The sequence below is a fragment of the Pseudonocardia sp. N23 genome (assembly GCF_002583555.1).
Classification (GTDB): Bacteria; Actinomycetota; Actinomycetes; order Mycobacteriales; family Pseudonocardiaceae; genus Pseudonocardia.
The window spans coordinates 36602-57902 of the sequence record NZ_BEGX01000009.1 but is presented as its reverse complement, the minus strand read 5'-3'; the positions used below and the strand labels follow the sequence as shown (position 1 = coordinate 57902).

At 73.1% G+C, this 21301-nt stretch carries 18 protein-coding genes and 1 riboswitch; of the genes, 2 read left to right on the top strand and 16 right to left on the bottom strand.

The window, feature by feature from the left end; translation table 11 throughout:
• Positions 1 to 33: 33 nt before the first annotated feature.
• The 16 genes from TOK_RS04700 to TOK_RS04630 form a co-directional block, all read right to left on the bottom strand.
• On the bottom strand, positions 34 to 1122 hold the full coding sequence (locus tag TOK_RS04700; protein ID WP_098956547.1) for an LLM class flavin-dependent oxidoreductase: 1089 nt from the start codon (positions 1120 to 1122) through the stop codon (positions 34 to 36).
• Positions 1119 to 2252, bottom strand: coding sequence for an LLM class flavin-dependent oxidoreductase (locus TOK_RS04695; RefSeq protein ID WP_098956546.1), 1134 nt, complete (start codon positions 2250 to 2252; stop codon positions 1119 to 1121). The genes TOK_RS04700 and TOK_RS04695 overlap by 4 nt, the downstream gene beginning before the upstream one ends.
• On the bottom strand, positions 2249 to 2989 hold the full coding sequence (locus TOK_RS04690; protein WP_098956545.1) for a GNAT family N-acetyltransferase: 741 nt from the start codon (positions 2987 to 2989) through the stop codon (positions 2249 to 2251). Before TOK_RS04690 ends, TOK_RS04695 begins: the two co-directional genes overlap by 4 nt.
• 32 nt (positions 2990 to 3021) lie before the next feature.
• Positions 3022 to 4050: a transporter substrate-binding domain-containing protein gene (locus TOK_RS04685; RefSeq protein ID WP_253258178.1), complete on the bottom strand. Its 1029-nt coding sequence runs from the start codon at positions 4048 to 4050 to the stop codon at positions 3022 to 3024.
• An 18-nt stretch (positions 4051 to 4068) separates the two neighbouring features.
• A complete protein-coding gene (locus TOK_RS04680; RefSeq protein ID WP_098956543.1) occupies positions 4069 to 4923 on the bottom strand; it encodes an amino acid ABC transporter ATP-binding protein in 855 nt (284 codons plus the stop codon).
• Positions 4920 to 5918, bottom strand: coding sequence for an amino acid ABC transporter permease (locus tag TOK_RS04675; protein ID WP_098956542.1), 999 nt, complete (start codon positions 5916 to 5918; stop codon positions 4920 to 4922). Before TOK_RS04675 ends, TOK_RS04680 begins: the two co-directional genes overlap by 4 nt.
• A 423-nt stretch (positions 5919 to 6341) precedes the next feature.
• Complete coding sequence (locus TOK_RS04665) at positions 6342 to 7724, bottom strand: NtaA/DmoA family FMN-dependent monooxygenase (protein ID WP_098956540.1); 1383 nt, start codon at positions 7722 to 7724, stop codon at positions 6342 to 6344.
• Positions 7721 to 8812 carry an LLM class flavin-dependent oxidoreductase gene (locus TOK_RS04660; protein ID WP_098956539.1) on the bottom strand — a complete coding sequence of 364 codons (1092 nt, stop codon included), beginning with the start codon at positions 8810 to 8812 and terminating at the stop codon, positions 7721 to 7723. The genes TOK_RS04665 and TOK_RS04660 overlap by 4 nt, the downstream gene beginning before the upstream one ends.
• A 28-nt stretch (positions 8813 to 8840) precedes the next feature.
• On the bottom strand, positions 8841 to 10022 hold the full coding sequence (locus TOK_RS04655; protein ID WP_098956538.1) for an FAD-dependent oxidoreductase: 1182 nt from the start codon (positions 10020 to 10022) through the stop codon (positions 8841 to 8843).
• Positions 10023 to 10297: 275 nt separating this feature from the next.
• Positions 10298 to 10388, bottom strand: a riboswitch (SAM riboswitch).
• A gap of 297 nt (positions 10389 to 10685) precedes the next feature.
• Positions 10686 to 11102, bottom strand: coding sequence for a VOC family protein (locus TOK_RS04650; protein WP_216361853.1), 417 nt, complete (start codon positions 11100 to 11102; stop codon positions 10686 to 10688).
• A gap of 66 nt (positions 11103 to 11168) precedes the next feature.
• On the bottom strand, positions 11169 to 11345 hold the full coding sequence (locus tag TOK_RS32350) for a hypothetical protein (RefSeq protein WP_172457410.1): 177 nt from the start codon (positions 11343 to 11345) through the stop codon (positions 11169 to 11171).
• 39 nt (positions 11346 to 11384) lie between these two features.
• Positions 11385 to 12155 (bottom strand): SDR family NAD(P)-dependent oxidoreductase, encoded by a 771-nt coding sequence (locus TOK_RS04645; RefSeq protein WP_172457409.1) that lies wholly within the window; start codon positions 12153 to 12155, stop codon positions 11385 to 11387.
• The gene (locus TOK_RS32345) at positions 12148 to 12393 is read right to left on the bottom strand and encodes a hypothetical protein (protein ID WP_172457408.1); all 246 of its coding nucleotides are present in this window, start codon (positions 12391 to 12393) and stop codon (positions 12148 to 12150) included. Before TOK_RS32345 ends, TOK_RS04645 begins: the two co-directional genes overlap by 8 nt.
• Positions 12390 to 14405 (bottom strand): hydantoinase B/oxoprolinase family protein, encoded by a 2016-nt coding sequence (locus tag TOK_RS04640; RefSeq protein WP_098956536.1) that lies wholly within the window; start codon positions 14403 to 14405, stop codon positions 12390 to 12392. Before TOK_RS04640 ends, TOK_RS32345 begins: the two co-directional genes overlap by 4 nt.
• Positions 14402 to 16444: a hydantoinase/oxoprolinase family protein gene (locus TOK_RS04635; protein WP_172457407.1), complete on the bottom strand. Its 2043-nt coding sequence runs from the start codon at positions 16442 to 16444 to the stop codon at positions 14402 to 14404. Before TOK_RS04635 ends, TOK_RS04640 begins: the two co-directional genes overlap by 4 nt.
• Positions 16445 to 16605: 161 nt before the next feature.
• A complete protein-coding gene (locus TOK_RS04630; protein ID WP_172457406.1) occupies positions 16606 to 18330 on the bottom strand; it encodes a helix-turn-helix domain-containing protein in 1725 nt (574 codons plus the stop codon).
• Positions 18331 to 18634: 304 nt separating this feature from the next.
• On the opposite strand from TOK_RS04630, the gene TOK_RS04625 reads away from it, so the two are divergent.
• Positions 18635 to 19657 (top strand): hypothetical protein, encoded by a 1023-nt coding sequence (locus tag TOK_RS04625; RefSeq protein WP_098956533.1) that lies wholly within the window; start codon positions 18635 to 18637, stop codon positions 19655 to 19657.
• Positions 19654 to 21258 carry a class I adenylate-forming enzyme family protein gene (locus TOK_RS04620; protein WP_172457405.1) on the top strand — a complete coding sequence of 535 codons (1605 nt, stop codon included), beginning with the start codon at positions 19654 to 19656 and terminating at the stop codon, positions 21256 to 21258. The genes TOK_RS04625 and TOK_RS04620 overlap by 4 nt, the downstream gene beginning before the upstream one ends.
• The last annotated feature ends 43 nt before the right edge of the window (positions 21259 to 21301 follow it).

Here is a 21301-nt window from a genome sequence, read left to right as displayed (position 1 = left end):
AGTGGCGATGGTCGCTGCAGCGACCATCGCCACTCACAGGCCTCGTGCGCGGCCCGGGTCCGCCTCGGTCCACAGCGTCGTCGACACCTCGCGGCGCACGAGCGGGACGACCTCCTCGGCGAACCGCGTCAGCACCTCGTGCTGCTGGGCGTAGGGCAGCACCGGGTTCACCGACACCGACTGCACGTCGTGGCGGTAGGACTTGTGGTACTCGACGATCTTCTCCGCGACCCGCTGCGGGGTCCCGACCAGCGCGGGACCATGTGCGACGGCCTCCTCGATCGTCGCGAACGACGTGGTCTTGCCGGGCCGGTCGTCCCCCGCGTGCAGCGCCGTCAGCTTGGCGACGAAGCCTTCGTAGATCGGCCGGTACTGGGCGACGGCCTCCTCGTCGGTGTCGGCGAGGAACAGCCCGCCCGATCCGGAGCCGACGTAGCCGACCGCCGGGTCGTGGCCGTTGGCCTCCAGCTGCTCGCGGTAGCGGTCGATCAGGACCAGGTAGTTCTCCCGGGGCTGGAACGCGTTCGCCGAGAAGATCGGATCACCCCACTCCGCCGCCAGGTCGACCGCGGCGGTGGAGGTCGCCGAACCGTGCCAGATGCGGAACGGGCCGTCGAAGGGGCGCGGGAACGTCGTGACGGAGTCGAGGTCGGCGTGGTGGGTGCCCTGCCAGGACACCCCCTCCTCACGCAGCAGCCGGCGCAGCAGCTCGTAGTTCTCGGTGAGGTACTCGTACTGCTTCGCGAGCTCGAGGCCGAACAGCGGGAAGTGCTTGTCCTCGTTGCCCTTGCCGATCACGATCTCGAGCCGGCCGCCGGAGAGCTGGTCGATCGTCGCGTAGTCCTCGGCGACGCGGACGGGGTCGAGCAGCGACAGCACCGTCACCCCCGTCGACAGCAGGATGCGGTCGGTGGCCTGGGCCAGCGCACCGAGCAGCACCGTCGGTGCCGACGACACGAACTCGCCCGCGTGCCGCTCCCCGACCGCGTAGGAGTCGAACCCGACCTTCTCGGCGAGCACCGCGGTGTCGACGACGCGGGCCAGCCGCTCGTGGACGGAGATGATCTCCCCGGTCACGGGGTGCGGGGTGTGGGGGACGATGTCGAGGACCTGGAACCTCACGGGACTGCTCCTTCTGTAGCGGTGGGCCCCACACCGAAGCGGGGCAGGACGCCCTCGCCGACGTGGTAGGCCTCCTCGAGATGCGGATAGCCGGACAGCACGAACTCGTCGACGCCCGCGGCGCGGTACTCCTCGATCCGGGCGGCGACCTCGTCGTGGCTGCCCACGAGCGCGGTGCCGGCGCCACCGCGGACCAGCCCGATCCCGGCCCACAGGTTGGGGGCGACGACGAGCCGGTCGCGGTCGCCACCGTGCAGCGCGAGCATCCGTGACTGGCCCACCGATTCCAGCGCCGCGAGCTCTCGTCGGCGGACCGCGATCATGTCGTCGTCGACCCCGGCGATCAGCCGCTCCGCGGCGGCCCACGCCTCGTCGGCGGTCTCCCGGGTGACGACGTGCACGCGCAGCCCGAACCGGGGCTCGCGGCCGTGCCCGGCCGCTGCTGTCCGGGCGGTGGCTATCTTCTCGGCGACCTGCTCGACCGGTTCGCCCCAGGTCAGGTAGACGTCGGCCCAGCGGGCGGCGACGCGTACCGCGGCCTGTGACGAGCCGCCGAAGTACAGCGGCGGGCGCGGCCGGGCCGGGTCGGGGACGTGCCCGCCCTCGACGCGGTAGTACCGGCCGTCGTGGTCGAAACGCCTGCCGGACAACGACTTGTCGACGACATCGAGGTACTCCTGCGCGCGGTCGTAGCGCTCGTCGTGGGCGAGCCCGTCGCCGTAGGCGCGCAGCTCGGCGTCGCTGCTGCCGGCGACGAGGTTGAGCAGCAGCCGACCGCCGGAGAGCCGTTGGTAGGTCGACGCCATCTGGGCGGCGAGCACGGGCGCGACCAGCCCGGACCGGAACGCGACCATGAACCGCAGGGTGCGGGTCGCGGGCAGCAGCGCGGCGGTGGTCAGCCAGGCGTCCTCGCAGTGCGCGCCCGTCGGGGTCAGCATGCCGGTGAACCCGAGCGACTCGACCGCCGTCGCCAGCCGGGTGAGGTAGCCGAGCGTGGGCGGGCGGCCCGCGGCGGAAGCGGCGCCGCCGGCGGCTGCTCCGATCCTGACTCCGTGGCTGCCCGGCCCGAGGGTCCGCGAGTCCCCGCCCGTGGGCAGGAACCAGTGGAACACCGGGCCGGGTGTCGTCATCGGCCTGCGACGTCCGGGACGCGGACGGCCATGAACGTCGTCTGCCGGCGCAGCCGGAACCCGATGGACAGGTAGAGCCGGATCGCGTTCGTGTTCGACGCCGCCGCGTGCATCAGCGGCGTCTCCCCGCGGTCGTGGATCCCGTGTCCGACGGCCCGCACCAGCCGGGTCGCCAGCCCCTGGCCGCGGTGGTCGGGGTGGGTGCACACGGCGCTGATCTCCGTCCACCCCGGTGGGTGCAGGCGCTCACCCGCCATCGCGACGAGCGCCCCTCCGCGCCGGATGCCCAGGTACGTGCCCAGCTCGACCGTCCGGGCCGCGAACGGTCCCGGCTTGGTCAGCGCCACCAGGGCGAGCATCTCCTCGACGTCGGCCGCCCCGAGCCGGACGGCCTCCTCGTCGGGTCCGGTGACGAGCCCGTCGTCGACGAGCTGGACGCCCTGGCCCGTCTCGAGCACCTCCCAGCCGGCGGGGACGCCGTCGGCGGCCTGGCCGGACACCGCGAGCATCGCCCCGGGTCCGGCGAGGACCGCGAGGTCGGCCCAGTCGTCCGGGTTCGCCGCGCTCGGCAGCGCGGCGAACACGGACACGTCGGGCCGGTAACGCAGCGCCGTCCCGTAGGCCTCGGCGAACCCGCGGTGCGGGCCGGCGAGCGAGGTGTAGGCGGCGTTGTCGAGCACCCGTTCCGCAGCGGGCTCCGCCGCGGGGCCGGGTCGTACGTCGGACGGGACCGTCATCCCGCTCCCTCCGGAAGTCGTGTCCGTACAGCTCACGAATTGGTCAACGGCAGGCCGGGCGGGTTGATTTCCGACGTGGGGATCGCCTCGTTGGCCAGGTTCCAGGTGTCGAGCCACTGCTTGTAGCGGCCCGTTTGGATCAGGTGGTTGACGGCGTCGGCCAGCGGCTTCGCGAGCCCGCTGTCCTTCTTCGTCGTCGCGCAGATCAGGCCCTGCAACGACGCGCCCGCGCCGGAGTAGGTGCCCGCGCTCCTGGTCGGCTGCGGAGAGGTCGCGGTCTGGGTGACGTGGTAGGAGATGCTCGGGTTCGGGGTGAAGTACGCGTCGATCTTGCCCGAGGTCAGCGCCAGGTAGGTGCTGTTGACGTCCGGGTAGTACTTGATGTCGAGGTTCTGGCCCGATGCCTGCAGCTCGGTCTGCCACTGCAGCAGGATCTTCTCCTGGTTCGTGCCCTTGCCGACCGAGAACGTCCTGCCCGCAAGACTCTTCGCGGTGCCGTCGAACGTGAACGGGTTGCTCGCGAGCGCCTCGAAACCGAGGTTGTCCTGGCGGTAGCAGGCGAAGTCGTACTTCTGCTTGCGCTGCTCGGTGTCGGTGATGTTGGAGAAGCCGACGTCGGTGCGCCCGCTGTCGATACCGACGAACAGGTTCTCCCACGTGGCGTTGTTGTTCACCGGCTCGAGGCCGAGCACCGCCGCGACCAGGCGGCCGAGGTCGGGCTCGGAGCCGGTCAGGGTCTTCTGGTCGGTGCCGACGAAGCCCAGCGGCGCGGCGCCGGTCGGCAGGAAGCCGGACCCGATGACGAGCCGGCCCTTGTCGAGGATCTCCTTGGGCACCTCGTTGCGGATCGACTCGACGGGGTCGACCTTCACCACGGTCTCCTTGGCGGCGCCGTTGGACACCGCTCCGATCGTGACGTCGGTGGTCCCACCGGACCCGCCGCCGCCGGCGGCGTCGGCGTCGCCACAGGCGGCCGCCGTGGCCCCGAGCAGGACGGTGACGACGCCCGCGGTGGCGACGCGCGCCCACCGCGTCATGAAACGGGATCTGACTCCGGACACGTTCTCTCCTGGGATGGTTCAGAGCACCTTGGCGAGGAACTCGCGGGTGCGGGGGTGTCGGGGGTGGTCGAGGACCTCGGTGGGGGTGCCCTGCTCGACGACGACGCCGTGGTCGAGGAAGACGACGAGGTCGGCGACCTTGCGGGCGAACCCGATCTCGTGGGTGACGACGACCAGGGTGGTGCCGGTGCTGGCGAGGTCCTCGATGACGCCGAGGACCTCGCCGACCAGTTCGGGGTCGAGGGCGGACGTCGGCTCGTCGAAGAGGATGACGCCGGGGCGCAGCGCGAGCGCCCGCGCGATCGCGACGCGCTGCTGCTGCCCGCCGGAGAGCTGGCGAGGGAAGGCGTCCTCCTTGTCGGCCAGGCCGACCCGCTCCAGCAGCGTCGCGGCGAGGGCGCGGGCCTCTGCCCGGCCCGCCCTGCCGGTCGCGACGGGTGCAGCCGCGACGTTCTCCAGTGCGGTGAGGTGCGGGAACAGGTTGAAGTTCTGGAAGACGAACCCGATCCCGGCCCGCTGGCGCAGGATCGCGCGCGCGCCGAGCTCCTTGAGCCGAGTGCCGTGGCGGCGCACACCGATCAGCTCGCCGTTGATGCTGACGTGGCCCCGGTCGAGCTTCTCCAGGTGGTTGACAGTGCGCAGCAGCGTCGACTTGCCCGAACCGGAGGGCCCGAGGACCACGGCGACCTGGCCCGGCCGCACGGTGAGGTCGATCCCGGCGAGGACGTGGTTCGTGCCGAACCACTTGTGCGCGCCGTGGACCTCGACGGCGGCGGGCCGTACGTCCGCCAGGAGGTCGAAGGCGTCCCCGGACGATGGCGAGGTCCCACCCCGCGCGCCGGTGGTGGAGTCGGGGCTCGCATCGGTGGTCATCGCACGGCTCCTGCGGCGATCCGGCCGCGCAGCTCGGCGATGCCGGCCCGCAGCTTCTGGAGGGGGGTGAGCGGCATCGTCCGGACCGCGCCGCGCGCGAAGTAGCGCTCGACGTAGTACTGCACGACCGAGACGAGGCTGGTGAGGATCACGTACCAGACGGTCGCGACGATCAGCAGCGGGACGATGTCGCCGGGGTAGGTGCTGCCGAGGCTCTGCACCTGCCCGAACAGGTCGAGCAGCGACACGTAGAACACGAGCGAGGTCGCCTTGATCAGGTTGATCAGCTGGTTGACGTAGTTGGGCACGATCGATCTCAGAGCCTGTGGCGCGACGATGCGCCGGAACTGGTAACGGCGCGGCAGGCCCAGCGCCGCGGCCGCCTCGTGCTGGCCGTGGTCGACCGACAGGATCCCGCCGCGGACGACCTCGGCGGCGTAGGCGGACTCGTTGAGACCGAGCCCGACGACCGCGATGACGATCTCGGTGGCCAGGGCCGACTCGTTGAACTCGACGAACGTCGGGCCGAACGGGATCCCGAGGCCCAGCGTCGGGTAGAGCGCACTGAAGTTGTAGAGGAACAGCAGCAGCACGATCAGCGGGACCGACCGGAACAGCCAGATGTAGATCCAGCTCATCGACTGCAGGACGGGGCTGCGCGAGAGCCGGCACAGCGCGAGGACGACCCCGCCGAGCAGGCCGAACACCCCGGCGAGGGCCGTGACCTTCAGCGTGATGAGCAGGCCCTCGAGGACGACCGGGCGCACGAACCAGTAGCCGAACCGGTCCCACTGGAAGAACGGGTTGGTGATCAGCCCGTGCACGATCTGGGCGAACACGACCAGGACCACGACGGTCGCGATCCACCGGCCGGGACGGCGCAGCGGGACGACGCGTTCTGCCGCGTCGGGCCGTGGCCCGCCGGGAGGAGTGACGGGCTCGTCGGCGCGCACGAGGGTGACCCCCGGGCGGGAGGTTTCGTCGGTGTCGCCCATGGGCGGTGGACTCCAGGGAAATGGGCGCGCGGAGACCCGGGAATGCAATTCCCGGGAATCAGCGTGCTGTCGGGACGTGGTTCGGCCGGGCGAATTGCCGGCCGGTCAGCGGGACTGTTGCGGGAGGCGACAGAGCGCGCTGTCGACCCGGTGGAGGTCGACGTGCCTGCGGCTGCGCCGGACGACACGACCGACACGCCGCCACTGCACGTTCGCGCAGTTCGGAGTAGTCATCGGGTCACCGTCGTCCTGGTCCGGCCCCGGTGTCCGGGGCATCGAGTCGAGAAGGTCCCACATTGTCGCGGTCACGTCACTCGTATGTGTGAACGCTAATTCCGTGACGTCTTCGTGTCAATGTTGCAGAGGGCTCCCGTCCCGCCCGGGCGCCGATTCCGAGAAATGCACTGGAATTGTTCGGACCATTCAGGCCGGCCGTCGGTCCCGTCGGGTCAGCGGCGCCCGCAACCCGAGGTGCTCGCGCAGCGTCGCCCCCTCGTAGGCGTGGCGGTACACACCGCGTTCCTGTAGCTGTGGGACCAGCTCGTCGACGATGTCGTCGAGCCCGTCGGGAGTGAAGTACGGGGAGACGTTGAACCCGTCGACGGCGCCGTGGCGCACCCAGCGGGCGAACTTCTCGGCCAGCCCTGCTGCGGTACCGACGTGCCCGCGGCGCGGCTCCAGCTCGATCACCGTCTCGCGCAGCGACAGCTTCTGTGCGGCCGCGACGTCGCGCCAGCGGGCCACGATCGCGTGCTTGTCGGTCCACCGTCGCGACCCCATCTCGCCGGTCGACTCGGCGACGACCGGGTCCTCCGCCGGCAACGGGCCGTCGGGGTCGCGGCCGGACAGGTCGAACCCCCACACCTGGCTTGCGATCGCGAGTGCCGTCGCCGGGGTGACCTGCCGGTGCGCGAGCCAGCGGGCCTTCTCCTCGGCGTCGGAGCCCGTGTCGCCGATGACGATCGTGGTGCCGGGCAGGATGCGGACGTCGCCGTCCGGACGGCCCGCCGCACGCAGCCGCGCCCGGACGTCGGTGGCGAACGCGAGCGCATCGTCGAAGTCCGAACCGTGCGCCGAGAAGATCACGTCGGCGTTGCGGGCGGCGAAGTCGCGGCCCTCGGAGGAGTCCCCGGCCTGGAAGATCACCGGATGGCCCTGCGGGCTGCGGGGCAGCAGCGGGACGGCGTCGACGGCGAACTGCGAGGTCCGCGCCAGGACCGGGGTGATCGAGTCCGGGCGCGACCACGAGGGAGCGTCGGCCGAGGATGCGGCGGCGCCGTCGTCCCAGCCGTCCCACAGCCCGCGCGCGACGTGCAGGAACTGCTCGGCGCGGACGTAGCGGTCGGCGTGGTCGAGGTAGCCGCCGCGGCGGAAGTTCTCCCCGGTCCACGCGTTGTCGGTGGTCACGACGTTCCAGCCCGCACGCCCGCCCGAGAGCAGGTCGAGGCCCGAGAGCCGCCGCGCCAGGTCGGCGGGCTCGTTGTAGGTCGTGTTCTGGGTGGCGACGAGCCCGATCCGGCTCGTGAGCGCCGCGAGCGCGGCGAGCTGGGTGATCGCGTCCGGCCGTCCGGCGATGTCCAGGTCGTGGATGCGTCCGCGCGACTCGCGCAGCCGGAGCCCCTCACCGAGGAAGAACGCGTCGAACAGCCCACGTTCGGCGGTGGTGACCATCCGGCGGAACGACGCGAAGTCGATCTGCGATCCGCTCTCGGGTTCCGACCAGATCGTCCAGTGGTTCACCCCCTGGAAGAACACCCCGAGATGGACCTGCGCATCGGGGAACGGGACGTCTGCGGGGGCACTCACGCCGGAACCTCCTGGGTGGCGAAACGGTTGGCCGGGCGGGGCAGCCCGAGTGTCGTGCGCAGCGCCGACCCGGCGACGGGCCTGGTCGCGACGCCGGCGTGGAACAGGGCCGGCAGCACGTGGGCCGACAGGACCGGCAGCTCCTCGTCGAGGACGAGGGGGAGCAGCCGGACCCCGTCGACGACGCGTGCCAGGTCGGTGAGCAGGCCGACGAGCGCGGTGGCGGAGCCGACGTGGCGCAGCCGCTCGGTCCGCGGCCACGGTGTCGCGGCGTCGAGGCCCGCGAGCCGGTCGACCGCGTCGCCGTCGGCGGTGTCGAGGACGACCTCGACCTCGGCGAACACGCGTGGCGTCGCGACCCGGCGCGCGGCGGTGGCGACACCGTCGACGGTCGGGTCGGCGACCAGCGTGACGTCGACCAGGTCGGGTGGAACGAGCCCCTCCGGTGCGACCACGACGAGCTGGCCCTGTGGCGGGCGCGGCACGATCGCCGGGCCCTTCACCGAGTACGTCTCGCCGACGAAGTCGAGGTGGTGGAGCTTGTCGACGTCGAGGTAGCGGCCCGTGGCGACGTCGCGGACCACGGCGTCGTCCTCCCACGAGTCCCACAGCGCCCGGTTGACGGCGACCGCGTCGCGGGCCTCCCGGCGCAGGTCCTCCCCGCCGGCGACGAACGGGCGGCCGAGTGCGACGGCGACGGCGGCATCGTCGGTCGCCGACACCACCCAGCCCGCCCGGCCCGCCGCCGCGAAGTCGAGCGACGCCAACTGCGAGGCCACGTGGAACGGCTCGGAGTACGTCGTCGAGACCACCGGTGCGAGGGCGATGACGCTGGTCAGAGGCGCGGCGAACGCGGCGCGTTCCACAGCGCCGATGCGTCCGGCCGGGTCGGGCCCGCGGCCGGGTGGGGCGGGGGAGTCCTCGAACGTCGCCAGCGTGAACCCGGCGTTCTCGGCGACGCGGACGACACGTCCGACGCGCGCCGCGGTGAGCAGCGCGTCGGGTGCGTGCCGGGCACGGCGCCAGGATGCGGGGTGGGCGCCGTCGCCGTCGAGGTCGACGGCGAGGTGCAGGGGTCGGGAGGGCATCGGGCGGTCCTTCGGGTGGTGGTGGGGGTCAGCCCGCGACGGCGAGCGGTGATCCGGTGGTGGCACCGACGGCGAGGTCGGTGAGCACCCGGCCCAGCGCGGGGGCGAACTTGAAGCCGTGGCCCGACAAGCCGGCGGCCACGACGAGCGGGCCGCGGGTGTGCAGGAAGAACCCGGAGTCCGGGGTCGTGGTGTAGGTGCAGCTCACGGGGTCGGGCCGGGCGGCGTCGAGACCCGGCAGGTGCCTGGCGACGTAGTCCTGGAGCCGGGCGAGCTGCACTGGGTCGGCGGCGTACGTTCGGCGGTCGGGATCGCACTCGGCTCCCACCCCGTGGAACCCGACCTTCACGCCCCGCCCCGGTGCCGGGAGGCCGTACACGCCGGACGGCCATCCGTCCCCGGGTGGAGTGTGGTGGACGAACGTCGGCCAGCCGGGGTCGGCGGGCCGGCACGGGTCGGAGCCGAGCAGCGGGAAGTGCGCGGGCTGCTCCTGGGTGACCCGCAATGGCGGCAGCTCGACCAGCCCGGCGAGCAGACCCGCCGACCAGGCCCCCGCGGCGACGACGACGCGCCGCGCCCGGATGCGGCCGCCGGCGGACTCGACGTCGACGCGGTCGTCGCCGCGGACGACCAGCCGCTCGACCCGGTTGTGGTGGCGCAGGACCGCGCCGTGCCCGGCGGCGGCCGCGGTCAGGGCGGCGACGGCCTGGTCGGCGTGCAGCCGGCCCGACCGGTCGGGCTGCAGCAGCACCGGGCCGGTGAACCGCATCCCCGGCCATCGGGTCTCCGCCTCCCGCGGGTCGAGCCAGGAGTGGGCGATGCCGTGCGCGGTGAGCGCCGCGGCGAGCGCGGTCGTCGACGTCCGGTCGCCGTGGTCGACGCCGCCGGTGATCTGCAGCAACGATGCACCGGTGACGTCCTCGAGACATCGCCACAGGTCGTAGGCCTCGACGGCGAGCCGGACGTAGGGCTCCGCGGTGTAGGTCTGGCGGTAGATACGGCTCGTGCCGTGCGAGGCGCCATGGGTGTGCCCGGGGCCGAAGCGGTCGAGCAGCAGGACCTCGCGGCCGCGGGCGGCGAGCTGCCACGCCGCGGCGGCCCCGACGACCCCGCCGCCGACGACGACCACGTCGACCTCCGACGACGGCCACCCGGATCGCGGTCCGCCGACGGGCCGGCGTGGAACGGGGATGGGACCGGTGCGGGACATGGTGCCTCCGGGACGTGGGCCGACGGGTGCTTTCCGGACATGCGGTCGCGCGGGTCCGTGCGCAGGTGCGCCCACCGGGACCGTGCCCGGCGGGGGGAGCGGTGCGGGGCGGGACCGGTTCGGGCGTGTGCGGGAGGGCCGGGCGGGGTCGGTCAGCGACAGAGGGTGGCGTGCAGCCGGCCCAGGTCGAGATGACGACGCTTGGTCCAGTGGCCGCCGTTCCAATGGCCGCGTTCGGGCCCGGCAGCGGGCAGGCACGCTCGGTGCACCACGGTCTCCCATCGATCCGGGCGGTAGCACCCCGCGTGGAACGCGTGGTTGCTGCGGCGTCGACGAGCCCGGTCTCTCGGCCGCTCTGGATGGACGGTTCAACTGAACGCGCCGGGAGGCGGCCGTGTCAAGACGATCAGCGACGATGTGGCCTGCGCCGCAGCCGTTCGGGACCGTCCGAATGACCGGTCATTCGGACGGGTCCGACGGGGTGTCCGGACCACCGAGGAACGGCCGGTGCACCCGTGCGAGGACCGCGCCGGAAGCGCCCGCCGGGGAGCGCACGGCGCGCCGGACGTGTCAAAGGAGCGTCGCGCTCCCACTCACAGGGGTCAGTGGTCGAGCGAGGGCGGGTCGATCGGGCCCCACTGGTTGACGGTGGCGAGGTCGACCTCACGTCCTCGGGTACATCGGGTACTCCTCGTGCCACGGCCGCGGCTCCCCGTAGCCCTTCGCCTCGTCGTGGACGACGTCGATCTGGGTGAACAGCTCGACGACGTTGCCGTCGGGGTCGCGGTGGTAGGTGACGAGGTTGTGGCCCGGCCCGTGCCGGCCCGGGCCCCAGTGCAGCCGGTACCCGTGCTTGGCCAGGTGGTCGAGCATGCCGATGAGGTGGTTCGGGTCGCGCATCTCGTAGGCGACGTGGTGCATGCCGGAGAACTTCGCGCTGGCCATGAAGTTCGCGGCGTGGTGGTCGGCGTTGCAACGCAGGAAGACGAAGAAGTCGCCGACGGTGTCGGACCAGCGGAACCCGAGAAGGTCCTGGTAGATGGACTGCATCGGGGCGAGCTCGGGGGCGTAGGCGGCCACGTGGCCGAGCTTGGTCGGGCGCAGCGGCGTCGTAGCCGAGCTTGGAGACGCGAACTGCGGACCGGCTCATGCGACGCCTCCCGGTGCGGCCGCGCCGTCGGCGTAGACGGCGAAGCACTTGTTCGAGTTGAACACGTCGGACTCGACCAGCTCGGACCACTCCAGGTCCAGGTTGTCGACGAGCGCGGCGCGGTGCCCGGCCGCGGCGGCGACGCCCCTGTCGTCGCCCCATTCGTCGCGCATCCGGTCCGGCCAGCTGTGTCGAGCTCGGCGGCAGCCGGGTCAGTACATGACCGCGCCGGCGCTCACGTTGACGTCCTCACCCGTGATGCCGGCCGCTGCGTCGGAGGCGAGGAACGCGCACATCGCGGCGACCTCGTCGGCGGTCACCGCCCGGCCCATCGGCGACAGCCCCGTGAACGCCGCCCGGGCCTGCTCCTGCGAGATGCCGTCGCGCTCGGCGTTGCGCCGCGCCAGGGTGTCGAGCCGCTCGCTCTCGACCGGCCCGGGGCACACACAGTTCGCCCGCACCCCCGACGGGCCGAGCTCGGTCGCGAGGGTGCGGACCAGCCCGATCAGCCCGAGCTTCGACGCCGCGTACGGCCCACGGTCGGCCATCGGGCGCTTGCCCGTCATCGACCCCACGGCGATCAACGACCCCGCCCGGCGCGCCGTCAGCCCTGGGAGGAACGCCCGGAAGGTCAGGAACACGCCGTCGAGGTTCGTCGCGAGGCAGTCCCGCCACTGCGCGAGCGTGACGTCGCGCAGCGGCGCGACCGGGCCGGGCACCCCCGCGTTGGCGACGACGGTGTGCACCTGCCCGAGCCCGTCCGCGACCGTGGCCAGCGCGGCGACCGAGGCCTCGTCGGACACCTCGCAGGCCACCGCCTCCATCGTGGCGCCCAGGCCGCGCAGCCCGTCGACCGTCGCGGCGAGCCGGTCGACCTCGCGCGCCGTGACGACGACGGCGAACCCGTCGCGGGCCAGCGCGTACGCCGTCGCCTGCCCGATCCCGCGGGTCGCGCCGGTGACGACGGCGACGCGGTCAGCCATCGGTGTCCCGGAGGTGCGCGCTGAACGGCACGTAGGTGAACCCGAACGGTGTCGGGCTCGGCTCGCGGCGCAGCACGTGCAGACAGTCCGGGCACCGCGCGACCAGGCACCATCCGCGCAGGTCGAGCATCGGGTAGCCATCGACGCCGGCGCCGCCGCACTGCGGGCAGGTCTCGTGCAGCGCGGTCCGGGTGACCGAGAGTGTCGGTTCCTCGGGCCGGCCGAACAGCATCGTCATCGCGTTCCCTCTCGCAGTGCCGTCCCCCGTAGGGCGTTCGTGGCGCTCTCGTCGACGGCCAGCTCCTGCGGCGCCGTACCCGGATCCCCGGTGACGACGACACCGTAGTCGCGACGCGCCCCGTCGACGGTGACGTAGCCGTCGCGGACGTCGCGCAGCACCGCGGCCGGGTCGCGGCGCAGCGGCGCGCCCCAGCCACCTCCGCCGGGCGTGCGCACCCTGACCAGCGTGCCGGGGGTCGCCGCGATGTCACCGAGGCCGTTCACCCAGGTCCCGGACTCCCGGTCGGTGCCCGCGCCGTCGTCGTCGAAGTAGCCGCCCATCGGTTGCATCGGTGGGGTGTCGCCGTTGCCCGCGAGCCACGTCCGGGCGACCGCCGTGCCCGGGGCCGGGTCGTCGGGCCCCGCGTCGGGTGACCGGCCGACCCACGCCGCGCCCGGCCGGCCCGGCTGCCCGCCCTGGGTCCCCCACGGCAGCACCCGCAGGTGCAGCAGCAGCGGGTAGATGTCGGCATCGGAGACGACCATCCGGTCGTAGACCACCGCCGCGCCGCCGCGGTGCTCGCCCGGACCGCCGGAGTCGGCCGCGAACTCCTTGCGCAGCACCATGACCGGGTGGTCCTCCTCGATGGCCTCCGCGGACATCTCCATCAGGTTCTGCTGGCTCATCGACACGAAGTTCTCGCCGTCGCCCTCGGCCGAGGCGCCGAACCCGCCGAGGGCGAACAGCGGCGCGACGAACAGCCGCCGCCCGGCCGCGTCGGGATCGTCGACGATCGCGGGGATCGACTGCGTCGCCGCCGCCAGCTGCTCGGCGACCGCGGGCGGCAGGCCGCGCCGCGGACCGGCCGGTCCGGTGCCGACCGAGCCGGTGATGAGCAGCCCCATGTTCGTGCCGAAGTGCCCGCCGAACCCGGCCTCCGGTGGCGCCCCCGACAGGAACGCCTTCGTCACCGCGTTGAACACGGCCTCGGCCGCGTCGAAGTACATCGTCGTCGCCGCCGGCGGGCGGGCACTGACGAACGTGCCCTCCGGGATCACGACGCTCACGCAGCGGAACGCCCCCGAGTTGTTCGGGTTCCCCGGGTCGCACAGGAACTTCACCGCGGTGAACACGCCGTTGATGGCGTCGAACACCGAGCAGTTGACCGACGACGCCGCCTCCCGGCTCGTGCCGCTGAAGTCGACCTCCACCTCGTCGCCACGCTTGCGGACCGTCGTGCGGATGACGTACGGCTCGTCGTTGTAGGCGTCGGCGTCGATGCCGTCCTCGCCGACGAAGTCGCCGTCGGGCAGCGCCCGCAGACCGTCGCGGGTGGAGCGGTCGGCGTAGTCGAGGGTGTAGGCCATCGCGTCGTGGACCGTATCCACACCGTGCTGCGCGGCCAGCGCCAGCAGCCGCTGCTCGGCGAACGACGCCGCACTGTGCAGCGCCTGCAGGTCCGCGAGCATGTTCTGCGGCAGCCGCGAGTTGTCGAAGTACAGGTTGAAGCCGGGCACGAACGGTTTGTCGTCGCGGTACACCTGCACCCCGGAGATGACGACGCCCTCCTCGAACACGCTGCGCTTGCGCACCGAGTAACCGCCCGCGGTGACCCCGCCCATGTCGACGAGGTGCGCCTTCACCGCGACCCCGCCGATCATCTCGTCGCCGACGAACACAGGCCGGAAGAACCCGTTGTCGTAGACGTGGTTGCCGCCCTTGAAGGGGTTGTTGTAGGCGATGAGGTCGCCGGGGCGGAGGTTCTCGGCGCCGTACTCCCACACCAGGTTGCGGACCATGTACGGCATCACGCCGGAGAAGTGCGCGAGGCTCTCGTTCATCGCGACGATGTCGAGGTCCAGCCGCGGCGGCGCGATGGGGCCGACGAGCGTCACGCAGAAGTCGAACGCATCGCGGATGATGGGGGAGAAGCTCGACCGCAGGATGATCCGCCCGGCCTGGCGGACCGTCGCGTAGAAGGCGTTGCGGACGATCTCCAGCTCGACGTTGCTGCTCGCCTCGTCGGTCATCGGTTCCCCCAGGTGATCACGAGGTGCCCGGCCGGGCGGACCTCGGCGGTGTCGCCGTCGTCGAGGACCGTCGTTGCCGTCGGCTGCACGACGAGCGCCGGGCCGGTGACCCGGGCCCCCGCACCGAGCGCGGACCGGTCGACGATCGGGATGTCGCGCCACGCGCCGTCGCGGAAGATCCGGGCCGTTCCGCCCGGTGTGACGTCCCCGGTCGTTCCGAGGTCGGGCGGGTCGGGGGTGCCGAGCGCGACCGTCGCCGTGACCCGGGCCATCGTGGCCTTCACGTCGGCGTGCGCGACGGCGTAGCCCCAGGTCCGGCGGTGGGTGTCGTCGAAGTTGGTGCGCAGCCGGGCCATCGCCGGAGCGTCCAGGTCACCCTCGGGCACCGGCACGCCGGGGGTCTCCCACGTCTGGCCCTGGTAGCGGCCGTCGAGCCAGCGGGTGACCTCGACGTCGTCGCGGCTGCCCAGGGTGCGTCGCGCGTCGTCGGACAGGCGGCCGTAGGCGTCGTCGAGCGCCCCCGCTGGCAGTGCCCCCAGCTCCTTGACCACCGGCTCGCCGACGTCCATCCGCAGGTCGGCCAGCGCGAGCCCGTACGCTGACTCCTCACCGGGCTGGGGTGGCACCACCACCGACTCGCAGCCCAGCGCCCGCCCGATCCGGGACCCGAACACCGGCCCGGCCGATCCGTAGACGTAGAGCGCGAACCGCCGCGGGTCGACGCCGTTGTAGACCGACACCTCCCGCGCAGCCTCGACCATCGCCGCCGTCGCCACGTCGACGATCCCTTGCGCCACAGCGGGTGCGTCCAACCCGAGGGCGGCGCCGAGCGGGGCGACCGCGGCCGCCGCGGCGTCGGTGTCGAACGTCGCCGCGCCGCCCATGAACTGCGCCGGGCCGAGGACACCCAGCACGGCCAGGGCGTCGGTGACCGTCGCGTCGGTGCCGCCGCGGCCGTAGCAGGCCGGGCCCGGGTCGGCGCCCGCGCTGTGCGGACCCACCCGGAGCGCACCCCGCGCGTCGACCCAGGCGATCGAGCCGCCGCCGGTGCCGATGCTGTGCACATCGAGCGCCGGCAGCGCGATCACGACGTCGTGCTCCAGCTCCAGCTCCGTGGTCACCACCGGCGTGCCGTCGGCGACGATCGCGCAGTCCGCGCTGGTCCCGCCGATGTCGAGGGTGATCAGGTTGCCGGCGTCGATGCGCCCACCGCCACGCTGCGCCGAGATCACCCCGCCGGACGGGCCCGACTGCAGCGTGTACGCGGGCCGGTCGCGAGCCGTCGTCGCGGGCAGCACCCCGCCGTTGGACTGCATCAGCATCAACGGGCCCGCGTAGCCCATCGCGGCCAGCCGCTGCTGCGCCCGGTCCAGGTAGCGCTGCACCAGCGGGCCGACGTAGGTGTTCACCGCCGCCGTCGAGAAGCGGGGGTACTCCTTGAAGCACGGGTGCACGCCCGTGGAGGTCCAGCAGGGCAGGCCGGGTGCGACGTCGGCGACGATCCGGGCGGCCTGGCGCTCGTGCTTGTCGTCGGCGTAGGCGTTGACGAAGCAGACCACGATCGCCTCGACGCCCTGTTCGACGAGGAACCGCACCTCCCGTTCCAGCCCGGCCTCGTCGAGCGCGACGACCTCGCGGCCGTCGCGGTCGATCCGGCCGCTCACCGTGCGCCGCAGGTGCCGCGGCGCGAACGGGCGCCGCGCGTCGCCGAACTCGCGCTGCCAGCGCGGGTTGAACTGGTCGCTGCCCGGGCGCTGGCCGCGGCCCATCGCGAGCACGTCGCGGAAGCCCTCGGTGGTGACGACGCCGATGCGGCAGCCCGTGCGCGTCAGCACCGCGTTGAGCCCGACGGTGCAGCCGTGCAGGACCAGCGAGATCTCGGCCATCGGGATGCCCAGGGCCTCGATGCCCGCGACGAACCCGTCGGACTGGTCGGCGGGGGTGGTCGGGACCTTGCAGGTGCGCACCTCGCCGGTGTCCTCGTCCACCGCGACGCAGTCGGTGAACGTGCCGCCGACGTCGATCCCGATCCGGTACATCTGCGCCTCCGGTCCCCGGCCGCGTCGGCGCGGCCGCCGGACCATCGTCGCGGGTCGCGTGTGACCGGCGCCATGGACCTGGGTCCAATCCGGGCCGGGATTCCTGTGCCGTCGACGTCCGTCCTGTGAGTGGCGATCGTCGCTGGGGCGACCATCGCCACTCACGACCCGCCGGCGGCGGCGTCCTGGACCGCGCGGACCATCACCGCGACCCGCAGCTCGAACACGTCGTCGGCCCGCTGCGGGTCCAGCCCCGTCAGCTCGGCGACGCGGCGCAGCCGGTACCCGACGGTGTGCGGATGCACGTGCAGCGCCCGCCCCGCCGCACCCGTCGACCCGCCCGCGTCCAGCCAGGCCCGCAGCGTCGCCACCAGCTCCGTCGACCGCTGGGCGTCGTGCGCCTCCAGCCGGCCGAGCCGCCGGTCGGCGAGGCGCCGCAGGCCGTCGGGAGTGCCCGTCTCCAGCAGCAGCGTCGCGACCCCGAGGTCCTCGATGTCGACGACACCCGACCGCGCGAGCGCCACCGCGGTCCGCAGGACCCGCCACGCGGCCGGATAGTCGGCGGTGTCCACGACCACGCGGCCGATCACGGCCGCCGCACCGATCCGGTGCAGCGCCGCGACCACGACATCCCGGTCCGCGTCCGGAACGAGCGCGACCGTCGAGCCCGTGTCCTCGCCGACGAGCGCCCCCTGGCCCAGCGCGCGGCGCAGCGCGGCGGCGCTGTCGCCCGCCACCAGCACCACCGTGTGCGGCCGGCTCAGGTCGTGGCCCAGCGCGCGGGCCCGGTCGCGCAGGTCGACGTCACGCCCCGCGCCCGTCACCAGGTCGACGGCCAGGTCCCGGGTCAACCGCAGCGCGGTGTCGACGGCATGGTCGCGCTTGTGCAGCTCCAACGCGACCAACGGCGCGAAGCGCTCGATGACCGACCGGGCCAGGGGAGGGGCGTCGGACCCCGCGTCGGCGGCGCGCAGCACCCACAGCCGGGCGACGGTCTCGTGTGCCACCGCCAGGGGGAGCACCCACGCCCGGGCGCCGGGAAGGTCCAGCAGCGTCGCCGTGTCGGGGACCGGTGCGGCGGCGTCGGCGACGTCGAGGGCCGGGCCGTCGCCCGCCTGCGCCAGCACCGACCCGTCGGCAGCCTCCAGCACGACCCGCGCCGCGAGCGCCTCACCCAGCGCGGCGAGGACACCGTCGAGACCCGCGTCGTCGAGCAGCAGCCGCACCAGGCGCCGGTCCTGCGCCTCCGCCCACTCCCGTTGCGCCCGTTCGTGGTGCAGGCTCGCGACGGCCGTCGTCAGCTCGGTGTTCGTCTTCTCCAGCTCGGCGATCGTCGCCCGCTGCACGTCCTTCACCTGCGACGTGCGCAGCACCGTGGCCACGTACTCGGCCATGAGCTCCGCCAGCGCGATCTCCGAGCCCGCGAAGCGGTGCGCCCGCCGCGAATAGCCGATCAGCACCCCCGGGCACTCGTCACCGGTCTCCAACGGGACGGCGAGGATCGTCCGGATGCCCTCGCGGTCGGCGGCGTCGCGCCACGGCCCGCCCAGGCCCGCGACGTCGGAGAGCACCACCGTCCGCCGCTCCCGCACCGCCTGGGCCGCGGGGACGTCGAACGCCCTGCCCGTCGGGTGCACCAGCAAGGGGCGCAACGTGTCGAGATCGTGGCGGTAGGCCTCGGTGAGCCCGTGCGACGCCCGGACGACGAGGCGCTGCCCGGTTTCGTCGAGCAGCATCACCGCGCACGAGTCCGCCCCCGTCAGCGTGCAGGTGTGCCGCGCGACGCGGCGCAGGAGCGTCGCGGGGGACTCCTCGGCGTTGAGGGCGCGCAGCACGTCGGCGGCGGCGTGCAGCCACTCGGTCCGGGAACCGTCCGGGTCGGCCACCGCCACCTCCGCGTCGTCGCGTCGACATCGACGAGGAGCCGAGTATCGCGCGGCGCCGGCCACGGCGGGGAGAACCGGGCGAACCGCGTCACGGGCAGGCCCCTGCCCTCGCGCCGCGGCGCCGTGCGAGCCGGTGATCACCGGTGCAGGCGGCTGAGCGACGCCTGCGTCGCTCAGGAGCCCGGAGCCGCGCCGCCCGACCGATCCCGGCCGACCGGTGGTCGGGCGGCGATCATGCTTGTCGGCCCGCATCCGGCGTGTGAGGGTCGAGTCGGCTGCGACGACTCACCGATGAGGGGGCCACGTGACGACGACCGCGGGCGGGCTGCGCCTGGAGCACGGCGACGAGTACCCGCACCCGCCGGACGACCTCGTGAACTTCAACGAGAGCGTCTACGCCAGCGGTTGGGACGCGACGTCGGCGATGGGCGGTTGGATGCGCCTGGGCAACCGCGTCAACGAGGGCTACGCAGAGCTGTCGGTGTGCCTGTACCTGCCCGGTGGCCGGGTGGCCTGCGCGTTCGGGAAGCCGTCGATCAGCCACAACGATGCGTTCGACGCCGGCGGCCTGCGCTACCGGGTGGACGAGCCGTTCGCGGGCGTGACCATGGCCTACGACGGCGAGGTGTTCGTCCTCGACGACCCGTCGCTGCTGCGTGACCCGAGGCGGATGTTCGCCGAGGCGCCTCGGGCGCAGGCATCGGTGCGGTTCGGTGCGCGCGGGGTGTCGCCGATGCACGGTGGCGAGGCGATGGTGCCCGAGCACGAGCCGCTCGTGTACTACGGACTGGACTTCTCCCGCGGGCACTTCAACCAGCACACCGCGGTGACCGGCCACATCTCCGTCGGGGACGAGGACTTCCCGATCGACGGCCACGGCTGGCGCGACCACTCGTGGGGACCGCGGTACTGGCAGGCGATCTGGGCCTACCGCCTGTTCATCGCCAACTTCGGCGAGGACCGCGCGTTGATGATCCTCAAGAACATCCGTGCCGACGGGACGTCGCGCCGGCGCGGGGTACTGCTCGTCGACGGGGAGTACCACGAGGTCACCGACCTCGACGTGTGGACGGAGTGGACCGAGGAGCACGAGCCGGCGGCGGCACGGCTGGGGGTCCGGACCGCGCAGGGCACCGCGGTCATCGAGGCCCGCACGCTCACCCTCGCGCCGCTGCGCAACCGGCGCCGCGCCGAGGACGGCACCGAGCTGCGGTCGCGGGTCGCGGAGGCGTTCAGCGAGTACACCTGGGACGGCCGTACCGGCTACGGGATCATGGAGTACATCGAGCGGGTCGAGAACGGCGTCGCGGTCGGGTACCCGCTGTGACCGCTCGGGACTTCTGGTGGCCCGACGCGCCGGGCCCGGAGGAGACCGTCCCCGAGCTGCTCGCGTCGCGGGTGGCGAGGGTCGGTGACGCGACGGCGTTGATCGCACCGAGTCTCGTCACCGGCGGCGAGGTCACGTGGACCTACCGCGAGCTGGCGGACCGGGCCGCCGTCGCCGCCGCGGCGCTGGCGGCCGCCGGGGTCGGGCCGGGTGACCGGGTCGGCGTGCTGGTCGACAACGACGGCGCCGCGGAGGCCCACGTCGCCTACCACGCGACGCACCGCCTCGGCGCGATCTGCGTGCCGCTCAACACCCGCTACGTCGCGCGCGAGCTGGCCTACGTCCTGGGTTTCGTGGAGCCGGCGGCGATCGTGCACGGGCCGCGGTTCGGCGGGTTGCTGTCCTCGGCGGGCGGCGGTGACGCGGTGCTCCTCGACGTCTCGACGGGCCTGCTGGAGAGTGCGAATCCGACTGTCGGGCAGGCGCCGCTCACCGGTGACGACGACGCCGACTGGCTCTTCACGTCCGGTACCACCGGCCGTCCGAAGGCGGTGGCGCTGAGCCATCGCGGGTCGGTGGCGTGCGGCTACCAGGCGGTGGGCGCGTGGGGGGTGCGGCCGGGCAGCGTCTACCAGTCGTTCGCGCCGTTCTTCACCAGCACCGGCAGCCACACGAACCTGCTGGGCTGCCTGGCCGCGGGATGCACCTACGTCGTGGAGCCGGAGTTCGACGTGCACGCCACCCTCGACCGGATGGTGCGCCACCGCACGACGTCGGTGTTCCTGATCTCGACGGTCCTCGCCCTGATCCTCGACCGTCGCACCCCCTCGGAGCTCGCCGCCTACGACCTGTCCGCGCTGGAGCGGGTCTGCTACGGCGGGCAGCCCAGCAGCCAGGCGTTCTACCGGCGCATCCGGTCGGAGATCGGCGAGCGCTGGGGTGCGGAGCTGGTGAACATCTACGGGCTCACCGAGGGTGGGACGTCGGGCATCATGCTGGTCGACGACGATCACGCCGAGGCTCTCGACCGCATGGGGGACAACGGGCTGTCGATCGGCCGGACCGGGTTCCGGGACTGGGTGGGCGTCGAGGTGCGTCGCCAGGACTCCCAGGAGCCCGCCGGCCCGGGGGAGGTCGGCGAGCTGTGCCTGCGCGGCCCGTCGACGATGTCGCGCTACGTCGCCGACCCCGGTGCGACGGCGCGGGCACTGCCCGGTGGGGGTTGGCTGCGCACCGGTGACATGGCGACGACCGACGACGCGGGGTTCGTCTACTTCGTCGACCGCAACGCCGCGCTGATCCGCCGCGGCGGGCTGAACGTGTCGTCGGTCGAGGTGGAGGGTGTGCTGCTGGAGCATCCGGGGGTCGCGGAGGTCGCCGTCGTTCCGCTGCCCAACGAGGTCCTGGGCAGCGACGTCCGCGCCGTCGTCGTGGCGTCCGGCGTCGTGCCCACCGCCGACGAGCTGATCGCCTGGTGCGCGCGCAGTCTCGCCGACTACAAGGTCCCGGTGCGGGTCGACTTCGTGGAGTCGTTGCCGCGCAACGGGATGAACCGGGTCATCAAGGGCGTGCTGACCAGGGACCCGGACGCCATGACGTAGCGCCGAGGCCGTCGGGCCGCCGGAGGATCGCACGTGCGGCCGA

Excerpts from the sequence above, each read along its gene's own strand:
- TOK_RS04660 (WP_098956539.1), bottom strand. The coding sequence starts at position 8,812 with ATGCCCTCCCGACCCCTGCACCTCGCCGTCGACCTCGACGGCGACGGC.
- TOK_RS04690 (WP_098956545.1), bottom strand. The coding sequence starts at position 2,989 with ATGACGGTCCCGTCCGACGTACGACCCGGCCCCGCGGCGGAGCCCGCT.
- TOK_RS04675 (WP_098956542.1), bottom strand. The coding sequence starts at position 5,918 with ATGGGCGACACCGACGAAACCTCCCGCCCGGGGGTCACCCTCGTGCGC.
- TOK_RS04640 (WP_098956536.1), bottom strand. The coding sequence starts at position 14,405 with ATGACCGACGAGGCGAGCAGCAACGTCGAGCTGGAGATCGTCCGCAAC.
- TOK_RS32345 (WP_172457408.1), bottom strand. The coding sequence starts at position 12,393 with ATGACGATGCTGTTCGGCCGGCCCGAGGAACCGACACTCTCGGTCACC.
- TOK_RS04635 (WP_172457407.1), bottom strand. The coding sequence starts at position 16,444 with ATGTACCGGATCGGGATCGACGTCGGCGGCACGTTCACCGACTGCGTC.
- TOK_RS04695 (WP_098956546.1), bottom strand. The coding sequence starts at position 2,252 with ATGACGACACCCGGCCCGGTGTTCCACTGGTTCCTGCCCACGGGCGGG.
- TOK_RS32350 (WP_172457410.1), bottom strand. The coding sequence starts at position 11,345 with ATGCGCGACGAATGGGGCGACGACAGGGGCGTCGCCGCCGCGGCCGGG.
- TOK_RS04680 (WP_098956543.1), bottom strand. The coding sequence starts at position 4,923 with ATGACCACCGATGCGAGCCCCGACTCCACCACCGGCGCGCGGGGTGGG.
- TOK_RS04645 (WP_172457409.1), bottom strand. The coding sequence starts at position 12,155 with ATGGCTGACCGCGTCGCCGTCGTCACCGGCGCGACCCGCGGGATCGGG.
- TOK_RS04655 (WP_098956538.1), bottom strand. The coding sequence starts at position 10,022 with ATGTCCCGCACCGGTCCCATCCCCGTTCCACGCCGGCCCGTCGGCGGA.